This window comes from Marinomonas alcarazii, assembly GCF_003208215.1.
Taxonomy (GTDB): Bacteria; Pseudomonadota; Gammaproteobacteria; order Pseudomonadales; family Marinomonadaceae; genus Marinomonas; species Marinomonas alcarazii.
This window is the reverse complement of sequence record NZ_QKLW01000002.1, coordinates 544,703-563,576: the sequence shown is the minus strand read 5'-3', so window position 1 is coordinate 563,576 and position 18,874 is coordinate 544,703. Positions and strand designations below refer to the sequence as shown.

The following is an 18,874-nucleotide window of genomic DNA, read 5'->3' as shown; positions in this document are numbered from 1 at the left end:
GGGTTTTATGCGCATCCGGCATTATGGCTGTTTGTCCAATGCAATAAGAGCGAAAGTAAAGAGGCGGGTAGACAAGCAATTAGACATGTACGAGCCACGAACCAAGGAAGACAGTGAGAAGGTAGCTGAATCAGGTTGTTCGTGTCCTGCTTGTGGAGAACGTACGGTTACTTATCTTGGCGATGTCTCTGGGAGTAAAGTGACAGAGCGGCTTCGCATCATACTGCCATGGGACAATGGCAGTTAGCGTTAGCACTTAGTGAGATCAGGGTATAAAAACAGATCAGGTCATAAGGCCTGAGGGAATCGCTTGCCTCGCGGGTCAAATCGCGCTACAAAAGAGCAAATGAAGAACCAATATAACGGCGATCAAAGACCATCTGAAGCGGCATAGTCCAGACAGACGTTGGTATTTAGCGAGTTATCTAACAGGGAAGTCCTACCATGAAAAAAGCAAATCCCCTATATAGACAACGCAGCCGTTCAACAGTGGGTTATAGCCGCAGCTACGCTGCCGTATAACCCTTAATTGTTAACTCATCCAAGGATGATCGATGGATCTCGAAGAATATAAAAGAAAGTTTACTACGGATGACACTCCAGGATGGTCTGCAATAGATGAGGCTGCAGAGAAACTATATCCGGGCCAAGAGCCCAAGCATTGGGCAGCCACACCCCACTACGCAGTTGGTGGTAATGATCCAATCGACGGTATCAGTTTTTATAAGGCTTATTACAATGGTGAGTTGTACTACCACTTCGTAACATATGGGTTCTCTAACCTTTACTATGATGAGGAAAATTGTGCAGAAGAGTTTAGTAAATGGGGTTTCGAGCTGACTTTCAGAATCAAACCGTTTTACTTGGATGAAGAGTACCCGAAGTGGGTATATGGCTTGCTGCAAAATATTGCTCGTTACGTGTTCAAATCGGGGAAATGGTTTGAGCCATATCACTACATGCCAGCTAATGGACCTATTCGCTTAGATACAGAGACAGATATTACTGGTCTAGCGTTTACTCTAGATCCAGAAATGGGTGAGATTAATACCCCAAATGGGAAGGTTCAGTTTTTACAGATCTATGGGATAACTGATAAAGAGTTGCAAGCAATCAAAGATGGCGCTTCTGAAGCGCGACAATTGATTGATAGTGCTAGAGCACTAAACCCATTATTGATAACTGATTTGTTGAGAAAGAGTTAACAAGGCCAAGCACGCGACGAGCGCGTGTTGGAGGCGTTAGCGCTACCTTGAGATATAGGCACACTAAGATAAAAAATCGCAATCATGGAGTGAATAAATGTTTGATGTTAGCAAACTTAAGAATGAAATTGATCAAAAAGAAGAAAAGCAGTCACATTCATTTTTTCCGTTTTTACAAGGCTCACCATATTGTATTTTAGGGTGGAAAAAATACCGCCTGTTCAACAACGAAATCAATAATTTTTTGAGTGAATTTAATAAAAACTTTGACGTAAAAGTTTATGTTTACGAACACGAAGTTATTCATATTGAAGATTTCTTTTTATGGGGATTCAGTTTTATTCAAGAGAGCCCTGACAGAAGGGATGAACTTAGTGATATTTTGATAAATAAGTTGATGGTTATATTTAAGAAGTATTTTTATTTTGAAGGCGAATGCTTTTTGAATAATCATAGGGAAGGCTTTAATAACAGCTTGACTCCGGATTTGATTAAGATCTACATTGATTTGGTTGTATCATTTGAAATGGAGGTCAACTTAAAATACAACCCTCCAAAGACTAAGTCATATAATAAGAGTGACTTTGATATGTCGGCATTTGATGAACCAGTTAAAGTATCAGAATTTGCAAGCATTATTAATGAACATATGGCTTTAAATTCAACAGATGACCTGATTTATCGTTTTGCGCCAGATGGTTACTTTTCTAATAAATTTCGGAGTAACAAGTATTTGAGAGAAGAGTTCATTCCATTATTGGAATTTATTAGGGCTAGAAAAATATCAGAAGAGGCTTATATAAAATTAGGTGTTCAAGACGAAAATTATGACGCCAAGATTGTTGATAATGAAGAAGAGTTAATCATTGAAATTACATTGGGTGCTCCCAAACATGACTACTTATACCTATCCGCAACTCAAAGTAATGGAGTTAGTGTTTTACCTTTAAAAGTGTTAGCGCACTTAAAGAAAGAGATTGACTCATTAGCAGGGCGTATAATCCTTTCAATTGAAAAGAAGCATAACAAGAATTACGATGATGAACGTTTGTTGCTGGTAGTAGTGCAATCTGAATATACATATCAAAATGAGGCTATTGTAGTTGATGAAGTGCTAAAAGAGGTTAGAGGTTCTATTAGTCGCGGAAATTTCAAAGAAATTGTGCTGATGTTTGGTTCAAAATTACATACTTTATGATCGCCAGCCTTGGCAGCTTGTTGTGCTAACAAACAACTCAACGCGGATTCGGTTTTCGGTCACGCGTTTTGCAAAAACACGCAAAACAACGCGCCAGCAAGCCTCACCGGTTAGTTGGGCGTTGAACTAAGCCGCTTCGCGGGTCTTTTCTCAGTTTCCCTAATTTCCTCATTTAGAACCAAACTTAATCTTCCAATTAACAATGGAGGATTAGTTATGACCCCATTACGCCAGCAAGTCATAGACAGGATGACCCTAGAAGGTTTTTCTGTGTCTACGCAAAGAGCTTATTTATATCAATTGACGGAAGTGGCTTGGTATTTTCGTGTGCCGCCCGATCAACTCAATCAAAACGATATCCAGCAATATTTGCTGTATCTAATAAGAGAACGAGGATGGAGCTGGTCAAGTTGCCGTCAAGCGTTACATGCTCTGAACTTTCTATACCGAAAAGTCGCGAATAAAACGATGCCATCGGTATCGCTTCCTCACCCTAATAAATCTCAGAAAATTCCAGACTTGCTCTATCCAGATGAAGTGCAAGCGATGATTAGATGCTGTCAGCATCCAAAAGTGTATGTCGCCATGGTGTTGGCTTATACAACAGGCATGAGAATCAGTGAGATTAATGCGCTGCGAGTCAATGATTTAGACCTTACGCATCACTGCATCAAAGTGAGGCAAGGGAAGGGGCAGCAGGATCGCTATGTTCTGTTTCCGCAAAGCTTACAACAGGTGTTAGGTGCCTATTGGCAACGATACCAACCTTGCGATGTGGTGGTTTATGGATTGGATAAGCACCGTCCTCTTCATAGTAAATACCTGAGATTGGAAACGAAAGAAGCCGCGAAACGAGCAGGGATTCAAAAATGCATTCGTTTTCATAGCCTGCGCCATGCGTTTGCTTGTCATCAACTGTTAGCTGGAATGCCTTTACCACGGCTGCAAGCCTTATTAGGCCATAAGCAGATACAAACCACGTTTCGTTATCTGCAATGGGTCGCGATGATGGATTTAAAGAGACGGGAAAGCGAAGATTTATTGCCATCCGACTGGTGGCCGTCATGAATGGGATAAGCCTAGCGAGCGTGATTCATTACTGTCACGAACAACAACAGATATACGCCAATGCTAGACAATGGCAGGTTCTACATCATATAGAAGACTGTCGAACCGTGCGAATGGGGACAGGAAAGTATCAATGTCATGGCTGTGGTCATCATTGGTTTTGGCATCATAGCTGTCGAGATAGGCATTGCCCCCAGTGCCAAAAAAAGGCAAGCGAACAATGGCTATTGAGGCAGGAAGAACGATGTTTGCCAGTGCCATATTTTCACTTGGTTTTTACGTTGCCTCATGAGCTAAACGCTTGGATAGCCAAACACGATCGAGTCATTTATGACGCCTTGTTTCATGCTGCCTGGCGAGCGCTGAATGAGTTAAGCCAACGAAAACACAAAGGACGGGCAGGTATGACAGCGGTCTTACACACATGGGGCCAAACATTGGTGCGTCATGTTCACCTCCATGCCTTGGTTCCTTCTGGCGTATATAGAGATCAAGGCTGGCATAGTCTGAGGAAAAATTATTTTCTTCCGGTGAAACTGTTATCAAATCGTTTTAGAGGTGCCATGGTCAGTCAACTAAGAGCCGCTTTTAGCGAAGGGTTACTGCCAGCGTCATCCCAAACGGAAGTGAGTCGGCTACTGAATGTTTTGATGCAAAAGCCTTGGGTGGTCTATTGTAAATCAGCGCTTGAGTATCGCTCATCATTAGTCAGTTACTTAGCGCGTTACAGCCACCGTATTGCCTTATCTAACAATCGTTTCCAAGTGTGGAATAACAATAAAATCAGCCTTCAATATCGAGACTATCGTTCCGGCAAGCAGTCGCTTTTAACACTCACGCCACAAGAACTGGTAAGGCGCTTTTTACTCCATGTATTACCAAGGGGCTTTATGCGCATCCGGCATTATGGCTGTTTGTCCAATGCAATAAGAGCGAAAGTGAAGAGGCGGCTAGACAAGCAATTAGACATGTACGAGCCACGAACCAAGGAAGACAGTGAGAAGGTTGCTGAATCAGGTTGTTCGTGTCCTGCTTGTGGAGAACGTACGGTTACTTATCTTGGCGATGTCTCTGGGAGTAAAGTGACAGAGCGGCTTCGCATCATACTGCCATGGGACAATGGCAGTTAGCGTTAGCATTTAGTGAGATAAGGGTATAAAAACAGATCAGGTCATAAGGCCTGAGGGAATCGCTTGCCTCGCGGGTCAAATCGCGCTACAAAAGAGCAAATGAAGAACCAATATAACGGCGATCAAAGACCATCTGAAGCGGTATAGTCCAGACAGACGTTGGTATTTAGCGAGTTAGATAACAGGGAAGCCCTACCATGAAAAAAGCAAATCCCCTATATAGACAACGCAGCCGTTCAACAGTGGTTTATAGCCGCAGCTATGCTGCTGTATAACCCTTAATTGTTATGTCCCTAGAAGGTGTTGTTATGATATTAGCTGAAAAAATCTATAGTTTTTTTTGCCAATATAAAGATGAAATAGATTTACCTTGGTTTTCTGGTTTCCCAAAAAATTGTTGTGAAGGCGCATCTGTGTTTCTTGGGAAGGCTATAAAAGAAGCTATTCCAAATTCCAATATCTTTTATGTTAAAGGTGAAAGTTTAGATGGTGACTCTCATCATTGGATTGAAGTCAACGATTCAGTAATTGATATTACAATCGAACAATTTGAGGGTATATCTAGCCCAGTATATTCGGTCGTTAATCACCCACTCAGCAATAAATTTAAGATAATTCAAAAAATTGATATTAATACTGCTTTTAAAGAGTATGACGGCACAAACGATACGTATAAAAATACATTGCTAGTTAACTTAAATTACTTATTAAACGAGAAATAGAATGAATAAATACCCTGTAATCTTTTCAGCCATACTTTTTTGTACTTCAAGCATGGCTGCTGAATCAAATGTAGTACCAGATAGCTTTGATTTGGTTTGCGATACAGTTGATGTTATTGGTTATTCTTTAGGAAAAGATCGAATCCCTCAGTCTTACGTAAAATGGAATAAACACAAGAAATCATTAATAATTAAAAGTGAAGAACTTAGTGAGTTCCATGATGAGTTAAACCCTTCGTATTCAAATGTCTACACATCAAAAAAAGATTTTGGTAATTCTCAAAGGTTTTTTCTCACATTTAAAGCTAAGTCTTATGCTGAAAAGTGGGAGCACGAAAACGCAACTCGCTTTGTATCTGCGCAAATCGATTTATCACCTAAAACAAAAGGCGCGTTACTAAAATTAACTGAATTTTGGCAAACGGGCGGAGTTATTTCAATGGTTGAAACGAAGCAAGCTTGGTGCAAGATCAGATAGGAGCATAACAAGGCATTCAAGTTGGATTCGTAACTGTTTGCTCGGTTCCGCTTCGCTTCACATTTTAGCAGACTATTACTCACCGCTTAATGCGGCGTTATATTGCAATTGTCATTGGGAGTTATATGGAAAGTTTTAAGTTTGTGGATATGTATTTTCATAGCCAGAATAAAATTGTAGATATTAGAGAGTCAGAATTAAGGGATATTAATACTCTTTTCTCGTACCTTAATAACTTACATTCATTAGCAGATAAAATGAAAGACAAGTTTGATATTAAGTTAGCTAACTATCCAGAATTTAAAGTGTTAAGAATCTTAAGGAATTACATTCATCATGTAGATGATATAGATGAACTTAGAATCTACGTTAATTTGGAACATAATGTTTCTCCGTATCATCTAGAGCAAATGATTATCCCAATGAGAGTTTGGGCTGAATCCGCAAGTAATTTCGTAAGTAAAAACACTGTTCCAGAGAGTCATGGTAGGTATAAAGATAAGCAGAAATTCATAAAAAAAGAGTTTGATTCTATTTTAGACATCTGTGATTGTGTTGATGTTTTAAATGACCCAAAAGCATATTGCACACCATTGCTATTGAAATGTGATGATGAAGTCATTGAGTTAGGGTTTGATATTTTTAAATTTATTTATAACATCTCTAATGTTATTGCTGACGAATGTCGTAAAATTCCTGAATTAGCTTCCAAGAATGTAATTAAAGAGCTTGATGACAGTTATTGTGAAGACAATAATATTCCTAAATATGACTTAATGTTAAGTCCTGGTGTTAATTGCATTTTAACGACAAACGGGTTTATTTATCCCTCTTCTATTAATAAAGCAATATAACAAGTCAATTTAAACGGAACTAAAACAGTTGGTTAGGTTCCGCTTCGCTTCACATTTTAGCAGACTATTACTCACCGCTTAATGCGGCGTTAATCCTCACTGGAGTCGTATGAAATTATCGTTAATCGCAGCAGTTTCTGAAAATGGTGTAATAGGCTCAGACTTAGATATACCCTGGTCTGTTAAAGGTGAGCAGTTGCTGTTTAAAGCTATGACATATAATCAATGGTTAATTGTTGGTAGAAAGACTTTTGAGTCTATGGGGAAGCTCCCAAATAGAAAATATGCGGTAATTACTCGCTCTGAGTTAAAATCAGACGATAAAGATGTATTCTATTTTTCATCAATTGATAATGCATTATCTACACTGAAAAATGTTACCGACCATGCATTTGTGTCTGGTGGCGGAGAAATTTATAAAGCACTTATCCATCGCGCTGATACACTGCATATATCGACAGTTCATACAGATATTGACGGTGATGTGTTTTTTCCTCAAGTTCCTGATGGCTATAGTGAAGTATTCAAACAACGATTTAGTTCAAACTTAGATTATACGTATCGCATTTGGCAAAAGTAGATTTAGAGTATAAGAGGGGGCTTTGATTTTACTCAGACCCTTTTTAAAATGCTTTTAATAGGGTCTGGCGTTTGGTAGTAAAAATGGAATCAGGTGATTACCCACAGACTTTCTCGTGCCAAATGGCGGTGCGATTACGGCCTGCTTTCTTAGCTTGATACATAGCTAGGTCGGCGTTGTTTAGTAGTTCATCAAACGTTTCAGAGTCTTTTAAAGACGCCAAGCCAATGCTGACTGTTGCGAAGTGCAAAGCGTTTTCGGCACATTGGATCGACTCTTTTTCGACACTTCCCCTAAGCTGTTCAGCCACTAAATGTGACTCTTTTTGGTCTATCATTGGGAGGATAATCACAAACTCTTCTCCACCAAAACGGCCGATATGCCCGATGTTTTTGACACTCAATATGTTAGTGCAGACATTGACCACGGTCTTGATTACTCTATCTCCTATCTCATGACCGTATTGATCGTTAACTTGCTTAAAATTATCAATATCTATCATCAATACGCTAAAGGGTAACCCTTCATCCAGGCACTTTTGATAATCGACTTGCGCCTTTTCCAAAATAGCGCGGCGATTATAAGTACCCGTTAGCGCATCGGTTGTGGCGAGTTTTTTGAGTTCTTTTTCTATCTTTTTTTGTTCTTCAATACGTTGCGTTAGTCGCTGAAACTTCAAGCGGGCTCTTCTTCGTATCGCCCAACCAATTAAGGCCAATAGAAACACTACGCTAACAATCACAGTGGCGATAAACTGATAGTCTTTCGCGAAGGACCAATTATCGGTTGAGTCTAAGTTGATCCAATATCGATAGATATCGCGCTTCTGCTGTGCCGTAATACTGTCTAAGCCTTTTTGCATGATGGACAACAAGGGTGCCCAATCGTCTCGTACTGCGAAACGTAAATTCCATTCAAAGCCGGACTCGCCTATCACTTTAAGATTGGTTAGGCCATTCTTCTCAATATAGTAAATAGCCGCCGCATTAGAAGCGACGATTGCATCCGCAGATCCATAAGACACCATGCGCAGACCTGTCTCGACATCAGGGACAGCTATCGTATCCAGTTGTGGGTAATGTTCTTGTAGGTGTTCATAAGAGGCGTAATCCCGAATGCCGGCGACTTTTTTGCCTTCGAGCGCTGCGATACCTTCTCCTACGAATTCATTGCGAACGATGATGACTGCCGGTAGCCGTATATAGGGCCGAGTAAACTGCATATATTTGCTACGCTCTGGCGTTTTTTCCGCAGCGCCCCACATATCGACTTTGCGCGAGCGCGCTTGGGTGACAACTTCACTCCAGTCTTCCAGCTGCACTATCTCTAGCTTGAGGCCAAAATTAAATTGTTGATCAATTAATCGAATAAAATCCGCAGTAATCCCTTGGTATTCATTCTTTTCATTGAAAAACTCAACCGGCGGATAATTGGGTGCAGGAGCAAAGTGAATAACAGGCTGATCCGCCAACCACTGTCGTTCTTCGGGGGTTAATATATCTTGTCCATACACTATCCCAGTCATACTGAGTAGAAGCAGATACAAACCTGAGAACAAGCTTCTAGTCGAAAATGAGCTTCTCTTCATAATATCCCTATTAATAAGGCATTTGCGGGCCAAGGTATGAGCATTGAATTGCTGCTTCTTATACTAATTCAATGATCCCTCATTGACCATCCTAGAAATGCTAATCGTTCTAAATGTGAGATTATTAGGGGTAGCGTAAAGTTAAACCCAGATAGGCTAAGCCTTAAAAGCACGAAAAGCTCTAAATACAGGCGTAGAGCTATCCTTTGATTCTCCGTTTCACAAATTCCATTCTCTAAAATTTCATTGACTTTCTTCCGTTCTTTATATAGAACGTTCTATATAAAGAACAATTTGAGAAGCATGATGAATAAATCCATTCTCGGCTCGTTGGGTCGAAATATACAAAAAATGCGTATGGCAAAGGGGCTGTCTTTGTCTCAGCTGGCGCTGGATGCTGGGCTGGCGAAGTCGAATTTGTCTCGTATCGAGCAAGGTGAGGGTAATCCAACTATCGAGACGATTTGGCGTTTGGCGGTACAGCTGGATGTTCCGTTTGGGGATTTGGTTGCCAGTTTGGAGTCGACCTTGGGTGAAAATGGTGTCCAGGTTCGATTGATCGATCAAGGTGAGGACGACCCTCGGGTTGATGTGTATTGGATGTCTTGTGCTCCACACACGATTAAGCAATCAGAGCCGCATATTGCTGGGACGACCGAAACCATTACTTTAATCAGTGGTGAGTTGTTGGCGGGGGAAAGTAATGACTTGCGCCAGTTAGAGATCGGCAAGGCGCATACGTTTGCGGCCGACGTTGAACACAGTTATCAAACGGGCGATTCATGGGCAACCTTGATGATGGTCATTACCTATTCCAAACCGCATGACGTTAAACAGGATGTTTTATTATGAGTACAACGACACAAACCCTTGCAGTAACACCTTGGAAGCAGGGTGTAAAAGACGCGATTCCGTTACTGGGCGGTTACATTCCGGTGGCTATTTCATTTGGTCTGATTTCTATTCAGTCTGGCTTTAGCGTATTAGAGACTATTCTCATTTCAGCCTTTATTTACGCTGGTGCGTCACAGTTTCTGTTTGTTGCTATGGCGGCTTCTGGTGCCCCTTTATGGCTGGTGGTCATTATGACGCTGTTGATTAATGCTCGACACGTTGTTTATGGGCCAAACCTCTCGCCTTATTTAAACCAAGATAAGAAGTGGTTGCCATTAATGCACGGTTTGACCGATCAAATTTTTGCGCTTGCTCATGCCCGTCTACCGCAGCTTCCAGATCAGGCGCGCATAGGTTGGTACACAGGCGCAGCAGTGTTGGCGTGGCTAAGTTGGGTTTTAGGTACCGCATTGGGGGCGATTGCAGGGGGAGAATTGACGCAACGCTGGCCATTAATCAATGATGTTTTACCGTTTGCATTGCCCGCTTTGTTTTTCGTTTTAATTTTGCCTCGTTGCAATAATCGCTTGTGGTCACTCACGATTGCGATGTCTGCTGTGACCGCAGTTATTCTGAAGGTGCTAGGTTACCCGAATGTCGCTATTCCCTTAGCGGCTATGAGCGGTGCAGTGCTGTTTTACGCACTTAAAAACCAACGTATTTTGGGAGGGCAGTAAGCATGGGTATGTCTATGTGGCTGGCGCTGGTCAGCATTGCTGTTGGCACCTATTTAATTCGTCTTTTACCGTACATTTGGATGAAGCGAAGCTTGGCGAAAAGACAAACAGAGGATGGCATCGGATCCATGCCGACGTGGTTAACCATTTTAGGCCCAACGATGATTGCTGCCATGTTTGGTACTTCTTTAGTGCCGACTCACCCTGACATTTTGGCTTGGTTAGCGACAGGCGTTGGGGTACTGGTTACCTATGGCGTGTGGACGCGTACTCACTCTATGGGCTTGCCCATTTTATGTGGCGTCGTGGCGTTTGGAATGGTAACGCTTGTGTTTTAGTAAGGCGGATTATGAAGGCACCCCGACACTTACTTGTAACATCTCTCGATTAAGATATCTGTATTCTTAATCAAATATGAGGGACGGTGATGTCTTTTAAAACGCTTTTAGCCAGTGCTTGTGTTGTTAGTACTGTTGCTCTGCCAGTTTATGCCAATGATGTTCATCAAGGGGATGTGGTTGCGGTAACTTTGAGTGAGTTACACCCAACCCAACCTGCGGTTGGTTATGATCAGATAATGTATAAGTTAGGCCGTTTCCAGTTTGATCGTGAAAAGCTTTTTGATGAAATATGTGAGGCGAATGGGCAAAAAGGCGTCACTTCTTTTTCTGAAAATGCTCATCCCAATATACCAAGTACGTTTCAGTGTGACGAAAAAATCGGTGCTAATAAAAAGGATATGAAGACCATTGTTGTAGCGCCGAATGGCGAGTATTACTTAACGGATGGTCATCATACTTTTAATGCTTTTTACCAAATGGCTGAGGGCGGAGCGGATTTTCGTGTCAATGTTGTAGTAGATAAAGATTACAGTGATTTAAAAGATATGTCGCAGTTTTGGCAAGCGATGGAGAAAGACGGCAATGTCTGGTTGTATGGTGCAAAAGGTGAAGCCATTGTTACCGATCAGTTACCTAAACAACTTGGTATCCATAACTTTGCCAACGACCGTTATCGTGGGCTGATGTATTTCTCTCGTGACGTCGGTTGGAATAAGCCAAAGCAGCCAGTGCCTTTTTTAGAGTTTTACTGGACGAGAGAGTTACGTAAAAAAGTAGATTTAGATAATTTCGATTTGAATTCTATGGATGGTTATGCCGAGGCAATTAAAGCGACTAGCAAGGCAATTCTGTCGATGAATACATCGAATGTTGGTGAGTCTAATCTATCGGTAAAAGAGATGGGGCAGTTTAGTGAATTCAAGCAAAAAGGCTTGGATAAATTGCTGAAAAAAGGCGGTAAGGTCGATTATATGCTGCGCTATAAAACCAGTGCTTCTGGGAATGGCTTGAGCTATGACTTGTCTGTGAAACATGCGCCAACTTTAAAAATGCTTGATACAACGACCCTTGCGGCAAATATGAGTTATAACGATTACCCAGCGGTCAGCCAAGACGGTGACATTAATGCCATTGTGGAGATTCCAGCAGGTACATCGGCGAAATGGGAGTTGAGCAAAGTGCACGATAACCAAATTATTTGGGAATACAAAAAGAATAAGCCTCGTATCGTTAATTATCTTGGCTATCCGGCAAACTACGGTTCTATCCCTCGTACTGCCTTACCTAAAGAGTTTGGTGGTGACGGCGATCCACTTGATGTGATTATCTTGGGTCAGTCTGTACCGCGTGGAGAAGTGGTTCCAGTACGTTTGATTGCGGTAATGAAGATGATTGATGATGGTGAGCAGGACGATAAATTGATCGGCGTGCTAACGAACGAATCGCCATTTTCTGGTGTGACTAGCTTGCAGCAGTTAAATGCTGATTACCCAAATGTCACGGATTTATTAGCGACTTGGTTCTCTAGCTATAAAGGCGCTGATGGCGGTATTGAGATCAGTGGTTGGGGCGATGAAAAAGCCGCTCAAGCTATTTTGAAAGCAGCACAAGAACATTTCTAATCGGTCTAAGCTGAGTGTTGATCTTTCAACACTCAGCTCTTTTTAACACCCATACCAATGGTTTAGCTGTATAAATTGCCAAAGCTCATTGCGTTCGTTTGTTGACGCTTGTATCAATATATTTGCTAAATTCATTTCCTCCTATGCATAGCATCTTACTTCTACACCCTGTACATTGGTTGTTCGACCTGTTCATTTTTTAAGGTTTTTTATTGGCTAATTAAAACGCCTACCAGTTTTATTCCCTGCAATGTGGCGTTCAAATAGGAGTGCTAGATGCAAGTTACGTTTTCCGTTCAAATCGATTCCTTTAAGAAAATTAGCAAGATTCCAAACGCGTGGTCTGACGAAGATTATCGTGCTCTTTTGAGCATTATGGATTTCGAGGATGACGTAGAGAAGATGGATGCCGCAGAGCTGCGCGAGATGTGCATGATGTCGCTTAATGATCTTGAGCCTGCGGATGCAGCAAAGGCTGTAATGACGCATTTATTTCCAGAGCTGGCGGAAGGCAAAATAGACCAAGTCAGTCACGACATGATGGACGATCGTTCTTGGGAGGAATACCCAGATTGTCTGCTTCATGAGCGCTTTTTCAATGCATATGGTTTATTGCGTGAAGCCTTCAATGGCACCTTTGCGAAGCCAACAGGCGTTGAGCTTGCGATAACCGTAACGGCGGGACATGCTGAAGACATGGCGATATTTGATGAGTCCTTGCATGCTTCTGTTGTGCGCTTGTTAGCCAATGGGCAGGGCGACGATGCTCTGATCAATCGTTTATACGAAGATCAAATCAAAGGCACGGACTTTCCTGAAGCGCCAGGTCTTGTTTGGCAGCTTAAGCAAGTGGCAGACGAAGGCACAACCCGCCAGTTTAGCTTGGTGAGTTCCTATTTCTGGATGGAAAACTTCGAGCAGGTGGAAAGTTTCGAAGCGGAATCTCATGCGGATGTGGAAGAATAACTTAGTGGCGTGAGTTAAATGTGACTAACTAAGACAACAAAAGCGGATCAAGTGATCCGCTTTTTGCTTTTCTAGGTTGGCAACTGTTCAGGATTTCGATTTAATCGAGCTTTGTTAATAAAAGTACTTGATCACGAGGTTACTATGACCAGTTCTCCTATCCAAATCGTTTGTCAAAGCTGCAGGACAAAAAACCGAGTGCCGAAAGACAAGCTTGGCAATAAACCTCTTTGTGGCAAGTGTAAAAAGTCCGTTCTTTCAACCAGCCCCATTATGGGCGGCGATAATAATTTTAGACGTTATATCAACGACAATGGCTTACCTGTGGTCGTCGATTTTTGGGCGTCTTGGTGTGGGCCTTGTCAGCAGTTCGCGCCTATTTTCGAGCAAGTCGCGAGCGAGATGTCGACCCAAGCTTGTTTCTTGAAGTTAGATACTGAGCAGAACCAAACGACGGCTGGTGGTTATAATATTCGTTCTATTCCGACTTTGATGATCTTCCATCATGGCAAAGAAGTGGCTCGTTTATCTGGCGCATTACCGAAAGCACAATTCCAGCAATGGTTAGCGCAGAACTTGCCTGCTATCTAAGGTGTGTTTGATATTGGTAGGGCGTTAAACGCTGGTATCAAAATACATTTCTACAAACTTCTCGTATAACGCTTCTTCTGTTTCGCGTCTGTCTGGGTCTGGTTTGACGCAGTCGATCGGGCAGACGGCAACACAGGTGGGTTGGTCGTAGTGACCAACGCATTCTGTGCATTTATCTGGATCGATGACATAAATCTTCGCGCCCATGGTGATGGCCTCGTTCGGGCATTCGGGCTCGCACATGTCGCAGTTTATGCAGCGGTCGTTGATTAATAGTGCCATTGCCTTGCCTCTATGCCATCGTAGTAGCGTGAGGTTGGCGTGTAGTCTGTCCTTGCGATAGGTTTCTCATCAGGATGCCCATAGAAGCATCGATGCCTTGAGGACAAGGGATAGACACCACGTGGCCGCTGCCTTTGGCAACGTCGATAGGGCGACCTTGTTTGTCGTTGAGTTCGCTTAATTGAAAGGTGACATTGCCTTTCGGTGTCATCAACTCTAAAGAATCACCCAAACTGAAGCGGTTTTTCACTTCGATAGTGAGAGAGTCATCATGGCTCGCGATGACTTCACCAACAAACTGTTGTTGTTCGCTGATGGAGTTACCGGTTTCATAATTTTGCAAATCCACATGACGATGGCGTTGTAAGAAACCATCGGTATAACCGCGGTTGGCGAGGTTTTCTAAACTGCTCATTAGACCTTTATCAAAGTGCTTGCCTGCCACGGCGTCATCAATGGCTTGGCGGTATATTTGTGCGGTTCTGGCGCAATAGTAAAAGGACTTGGTACGGCCTTCGATTTTCAATGAATGCACGCCCATTTTGACTAAGCGCTCTACATGCTGAATGGCGCGTAAGTCTTTCGAGTTCATGATGTAAGTGCCATGTTCGTCTTCAAACGCGGGCATGTATTCGTCTGGACGACCACGTTCTTGCAGTAAAAATAGCTGATCTGTGGGTTCTTGGATTTGCACTGAAGCGTTACTGCTGGCAATGATCTGGCCAGCGTCGTCTTGTGTCGCTTCGTGGGCATTGTATTCCCAACGACACGCATTGGTGCAAGCGCCTTGGTTTGGGTCACGCTTGTTCATGTAACCAGACAATAAACAACGACCAGAATACGCCATGCATAACGCACCATGCACAAAGACTTCCAATTCCATATCGGGCACTTTTAGGCGGATTTCTTCTATCTCATCCAGTGATAACTCACGGGATAAAATGACGCGGGAAATACCTTGTTGTTGCCAGAATTTCACCGTAGCCCAGTTGACTGCATTAGCTTGCACTGAAAGGTGAATGGCTTGATCTGGGAAGGCTTCGCGAACCATCATGATTAAGCCTGGATCAGACATGATAAGCGCATCTGGCTTTAGATCAATGACAGGTGCTAAGTCTTGTAAGTAGGTTTTTAGTTTGGCGTTGTGAGGCGCGATATTGCTGACCACGTAGAGCTTTTTGCCCAGCTCGTGTGCTTCATTAATGCCAATGCCCAGCTTTTCTAAGTCGAACTCGTTATTGCGCACTCTTAGGGAGTAACGTGGTTGTCCAGCGTAAACGGCGTCTGCGCCATAGGCGAAGGCATAACGAAGGTTTTTTAATGAACCAGCTGGAGAGAGCAATTCTGGCTTAAAGATTTGTTGCTTAGACATGAGGTGCACCGATAGATCAAAACGGGCGGAGTTTACCTAGCCAATGGTTCAACTCAAGAGAGGAGAGGGGCGTTTAATCGCTTAAATGGCTAGTCTTTGATCTGGGTCAAAATACTTATCTGTATTGGGGCGTTTGGGGCTGCTCAAACGAGCAAGACCCCCTCCCAGCCTCCCCCTTAGCAGGGGGAGGAGCTAAAGGCATGTTCTAGTCCCTTCCCCTTAGCAGGGGGAGGAGCTAAGGGCATGTACTAGTTCCTTCCCCTTAGCAGGGGGAGCTAAGGGCACGTACTAGTTCCTTCCCCTTAGCAGGGGGGAGCTAAGGGCACGTACTAGTTCCTTCCCCTTATCAGGGGGAGCTAAGGGCACGTTCTAGTTCCTTCCCCTTATTAAGGGGAAGGTTAGGATGGGGTTGTTACTAGTCTGCAAATTCACTACCTCCCAGCCTTCCCCTTAGCAGGGGGAGCTAAGGGCATGTTCTAGTTCCTTCCCCTTATTAAGGGGAAGGTTAGGATGGGGTTGTTACCTTGGCTGGTTTTATTCTCTCACTTTTGTTGATTAGAAGTCGTACGCGGCAGAAAGGTAAACACGACGACGTTCACCGACGAATGAACCAATCTTTTCAGTGAATCCACTGACAGCGTATTCTTTATCAAACAGGTTTTTGATGTTTAGCTGGAATCGCCAATCTTGCCATTGTGTCTGCCAAGACATGTCGTAAACCGTGTAAGGTTTTACAGTTTGACCCTGGCGGTTGATCTGGTCACTAACGAAGTCGGCTCCAAAGGCAATAGAGGACTCTATGCTAGGGAAGTCGTAGCGAGTCCATAAGCCGAGTTGGTGATAAGGTGTGTTAGCAAAACGGTCTCCGTTTGCGTATTGAATGCCGTCGTTGGCTTCTTTTACGATGGTGTCATTGTAGGCGTAACTCACATTAGCGACCCAGCGAGGCGTTATGTCTGCCATGATATCGAGTTCAACGCCTTGACTGCGCACTTTACCAAATGACACCAGCAAGTCGCTGTTATTTGGGTCTTCTTGCAAGATGTTTTCACGGGTGATGTGGTATGCAGCAAGGTTAATGTTTAAGCGATTGTTAAACCAATAGCTGCGTACGCCAGCTTCAAATTGTTGGCTTTCTTCTGGGTCGAACAGGGTGTTGTTGGCTGATTTTTGTTGGTCTGCAGCGTCTTGTGGCACAAAGCCAGTTGAAACAGACACATAAGGCTTCCAGTTGTTATTGATTCGATAGGTAGCACCAACTCGGCTGGAGTAGCCTGTGTCGTTGTAGTCTTGCTTGGCGTTGTTGGATGTGTGGTCTTGGTATTTTTCTTCAAAGCGGTCAACCCGAACGCCAGCGAGTAAGTCTAACTGGTTGGTGACTTTCCATTGATCTTGAATATACAAACCAATTTGATCCGTTGTTGTGGTTTCATCAGTCTTTAAATTCAGGGTGTAGCTATTAACATCATCTTGGCCGTAGATAGGATTAGTTAAACTAAGATTTGAAACGCCATCGCCTTTATTTGCTCGGTAATACAAAAAGCTATTTTTTTGGTGAAAGTAATCACTCCCGACTAACACGGTATGATCGTCCAATTCGGCAATTAAGTTGCCTGCGAAAGTAATACCTTCACGAGAACGAACTTGGTCACGATATTGTCGTTGTGTGGTGTCTATTGTGCCATCGCTATTGCTGTCGATCAGTTTGTTTATTTCATGGTATTTCTGATTTTCCGTGTTTTCGAAATAGCGAACGGAGACATTACTGTCCAGCCATGAGTTGATGCTGTGGTCTAGGCGAGCCTGAAAGACTTGTGCGTCCAGCTCTTGGTAATCACTTTTTTCGTTATTATTCCAAGAAGTATCCGCTAAGAAGTTACCATCGTCATCGGTTGGAATGCCGCGTAAACGTGCTCCAGAAATGTGTTGATGAATGTCTGTGTACTGAACGGTAAGCGTGTTGTTTTCATCCATGTCCCAAGCGTAACCAAGATCTATAATCTGGTTTTCTTCTTCCACATTGTTACGGTATGAATCCTGTCCGTCTGAGTAAATGCCAACACGGTAGCGTTGCGAGGCGTCTTTATTAGCTGGGCCAGATGATTCCACGCTGCCGCTCAAAAAGTCTTTATTGCCAGCGCTGACTTTGAGGGTGTTTTTCTGCTCATATGTCGGCTTTTTGGTTACATAGTTAATGACACCGCCAGGTTCACCCGCACCGTAGATTGCACCAGATGGGCCCTTGAGGACCTGTATTTGCTCAATAGTAAAGAGTTGTGGAATGGAAAAATCACCGAATGGGTCGCCTTTAAGGCCGTCGTAGAGCACTTCGTCTTGGCTAAAGCCTCGTAACGTCACAGTGGATACATTATTTTGTGACATACCGGAAATGGATCGATACAGGTCGGTGATTTGTCGTGCGGCTTGGTCTTCAATCAAGGCTTCTGTCACCACTTGAACAGACTGAGGTGTTTCATCAATCGGCGTGGCGGTGCGAGTAGCAAGTGCTGCTTCATCTTCCTTGTAGTAAGACAGTGCGCGGCCTTGCACCTGAAGCGTTTGTAGCTCTATGTTGGATCCATCCTTAACTTTGTTATCTCCATCATTGAGATAACTGTCTTGTGTGATGCCATTGGCGGTATTTTCGGCAAAAATCACTGTAGAAAAAGCAAGCGCTCCACAGGCTTGCATCATCAGTAAGGTGGTTCTTAATGTCATAGGTAAACCAAGGATAAATGAATAAGCTGCGTATGGTATTGTTTATGATATTCATTTACAAATGAGAATTGATTTACAAAAGATTCAAAATACACCTTGTGTGTTTTTTGTACTAGGTGTTCTCGGTCTTGGGCTAAGAATGTAAGGAATCAAAGAGGGAGGCGGAGGCCAGGGTAAGAGGCAGAACGGCGATTAATATAAGCCGTTCTGCCCGAGGGACTGCTAGGCTTTTTCAGCGGCTAGTCTGGTGGCTTTAATGTAGCCTTGAAGCGTATCTTTTAGCTGAAGGCGTTGTTTTTTGAGCTGTTCTTCTTCTGCTGTCGTTGCGGGAATGATTTCTTGCTCCATTTTTTCGACAGATTTGGTGAGATGGTTGTACTCATCATAGAGTTTTCGGAAATGCGCATCATCCATTTTTAGCTGATGGATATCCTCTTTGAATTCAGGAAATTCGTTTACTAGAGCATGATCTTCAATCGGCATAACTGTCTCCTTTAAGTATTTACTTTAAGTTTAGGTTAGCCTACTTAAGCGGTTTCGCACTTGATGCTTGTCAGGCTTTCCTTAATTAGTAATGGCTTTTTATGG

General features: G+C 43.0%; 19 protein-coding genes and 1 pseudogene. 15 read left to right on the top strand and 5 right to left on the bottom strand.

Annotated features, from left to right (window positions below; genetic code table 11):
- The 9 genes and pseudogenes from DFP75_RS07510 to dfrA form a co-directional block, all read left to right on the top strand.
- Positions 1-247 (top strand): annotated as a pseudogene (locus tag DFP75_RS07510) (IS91 family transposase); the annotation flags it as partial.
- Positions 248-554: 307 nt separating this feature from the next.
- Positions 555-1,205, top strand: a complete 651-nt coding sequence (locus tag DFP75_RS07505; RefSeq protein WP_110573843.1) for a suppressor of fused domain protein — start codon at positions 555-557, stop codon at positions 1,203-1,205.
- A gap of 97 nt (positions 1,206-1,302) precedes the next feature.
- Positions 1,303-2,403, top strand: a complete 1,101-nt coding sequence (locus tag DFP75_RS07500) for a hypothetical protein (RefSeq protein ID WP_110573840.1) — start codon at positions 1,303-1,305, stop codon at positions 2,401-2,403.
- A 216-nt stretch (positions 2,404-2,619) separates the two neighbouring features.
- A complete protein-coding gene (locus DFP75_RS07495; RefSeq protein WP_110573838.1) occupies positions 2,620-3,471 on the top strand; it encodes a tyrosine-type recombinase/integrase in 852 nt (283 codons plus the stop codon).
- Positions 3,468-4,601, top strand: coding sequence for an IS91 family transposase (locus tag DFP75_RS07490; RefSeq protein ID WP_245927002.1), 1,134 nt, complete (start codon positions 3,468-3,470; stop codon positions 4,599-4,601). The genes DFP75_RS07495 and DFP75_RS07490 overlap by 4 nt, the downstream gene beginning before the upstream one ends.
- Before the next feature lie 308 nt (positions 4,602-4,909).
- The gene (locus DFP75_RS07485) at positions 4,910-5,323 is read left to right on the top strand and encodes a hypothetical protein (RefSeq protein ID WP_110573834.1); all 414 of its coding nucleotides are present in this window, start codon (positions 4,910-4,912) and stop codon (positions 5,321-5,323) included.
- A gap of 1 nt (position 5,324) precedes the next feature.
- Positions 5,325-5,801: a hypothetical protein gene (locus DFP75_RS07480; RefSeq protein ID WP_110573832.1), complete on the top strand. Its 477-nt coding sequence runs from the start codon at positions 5,325-5,327 to the stop codon at positions 5,799-5,801.
- A 125-nt stretch (positions 5,802-5,926) separates the two neighbouring features.
- On the top strand, positions 5,927-6,655 hold the full coding sequence (locus DFP75_RS07475; RefSeq protein WP_110573830.1) for a hypothetical protein: 729 nt from the start codon (positions 5,927-5,929) through the stop codon (positions 6,653-6,655).
- 109 nt (positions 6,656-6,764) lie between these two features.
- A complete protein-coding gene (gene dfrA, locus DFP75_RS07470; protein ID WP_110573828.1) occupies positions 6,765-7,235 on the top strand; it encodes a trimethoprim-resistant dihydrofolate reductase DfrA in 471 nt (156 codons plus the stop codon).
- Positions 7,236-7,332: 97 nt separating this feature from the next.
- Here dfrA and DFP75_RS07465 read toward each other — a convergent pair whose 3' ends face one another.
- Entirely contained in the window at positions 7,333-8,823 is a 1,491-nt protein-coding gene (locus DFP75_RS07465; RefSeq protein ID WP_110573827.1) for a transporter substrate-binding domain-containing diguanylate cyclase, read from the bottom strand.
- 306 nt (positions 8,824-9,129) lie between these two features.
- Between DFP75_RS07465 and DFP75_RS07460 the strand changes: the two genes are divergently transcribed.
- The 6 genes from DFP75_RS07460 (at position 9,130) to trxC (ending at position 13,914) form a co-directional block, all read left to right on the top strand.
- Positions 9,130-9,675: a helix-turn-helix domain-containing protein gene (locus tag DFP75_RS07460; RefSeq protein WP_110574459.1), complete on the top strand. Its 546-nt coding sequence runs from the start codon at positions 9,130-9,132 to the stop codon at positions 9,673-9,675.
- The gene (locus DFP75_RS07455; RefSeq protein WP_110573825.1) at positions 9,672-10,394 is read left to right on the top strand and encodes an AzlC family ABC transporter permease; all 723 of its coding nucleotides are present in this window, start codon (positions 9,672-9,674) and stop codon (positions 10,392-10,394) included. Before DFP75_RS07460 ends, DFP75_RS07455 begins: the two co-directional genes overlap by 4 nt.
- Before the next feature lie 2 nt (positions 10,395-10,396).
- Positions 10,397-10,732, top strand: coding sequence for an AzlD domain-containing protein (locus tag DFP75_RS07450; protein WP_110573823.1), 336 nt, complete (start codon positions 10,397-10,399; stop codon positions 10,730-10,732).
- Between the two features lie 89 nt (positions 10,733-10,821).
- The gene (locus DFP75_RS18490; RefSeq protein WP_220032622.1) at positions 10,822-12,357 is read left to right on the top strand and encodes a ParB-like protein; all 1,536 of its coding nucleotides are present in this window, start codon (positions 10,822-10,824) and stop codon (positions 12,355-12,357) included.
- A gap of 276 nt (positions 12,358-12,633) precedes the next feature.
- A complete protein-coding gene (locus DFP75_RS07440) occupies positions 12,634-13,323 on the top strand; it encodes a hypothetical protein (RefSeq protein WP_110573822.1) in 690 nt (229 codons plus the stop codon).
- Between the two features lie 144 nt (positions 13,324-13,467).
- A complete protein-coding gene (trxC, locus tag DFP75_RS07435) occupies positions 13,468-13,914 on the top strand; it encodes a thioredoxin TrxC (RefSeq protein ID WP_110573820.1) in 447 nt (148 codons plus the stop codon).
- Between the two features lie 24 nt (positions 13,915-13,938).
- On the opposite strand, the gene DFP75_RS07430 is transcribed toward trxC, so the two are convergent.
- The 4 genes from DFP75_RS07430 to DFP75_RS07415 form a co-directional block, all read right to left on the bottom strand.
- Positions 13,939-14,196: a YfhL family 4Fe-4S dicluster ferredoxin gene (locus tag DFP75_RS07430; protein ID WP_100635319.1), complete on the bottom strand. Its 258-nt coding sequence runs from the start codon at positions 14,194-14,196 to the stop codon at positions 13,939-13,941.
- 10 nt (positions 14,197-14,206) lie between these two features.
- Positions 14,207-15,568, bottom strand: coding sequence for a prephenate-dependent tRNA uridine(34) hydroxylase TrhP (gene trhP, locus DFP75_RS07425; protein WP_220032621.1), 1,362 nt, complete (start codon positions 15,566-15,568; stop codon positions 14,207-14,209).
- A 555-nt stretch (positions 15,569-16,123) separates the two neighbouring features.
- Positions 16,124-18,286 (bottom strand): TonB-dependent siderophore receptor, encoded by a 2,163-nt coding sequence (locus DFP75_RS07420; protein WP_110573818.1) that lies wholly within the window; start codon positions 18,284-18,286, stop codon positions 16,124-16,126.
- A 222-nt stretch (positions 18,287-18,508) separates the two neighbouring features.
- Positions 18,509-18,769, bottom strand: a complete 261-nt coding sequence (locus tag DFP75_RS07415; RefSeq protein ID WP_110573816.1) for an HP1242/YdcH family protein — start codon at positions 18,767-18,769, stop codon at positions 18,509-18,511.
- Between the last annotated feature and the right edge of the window lie 105 nt (positions 18,770-18,874).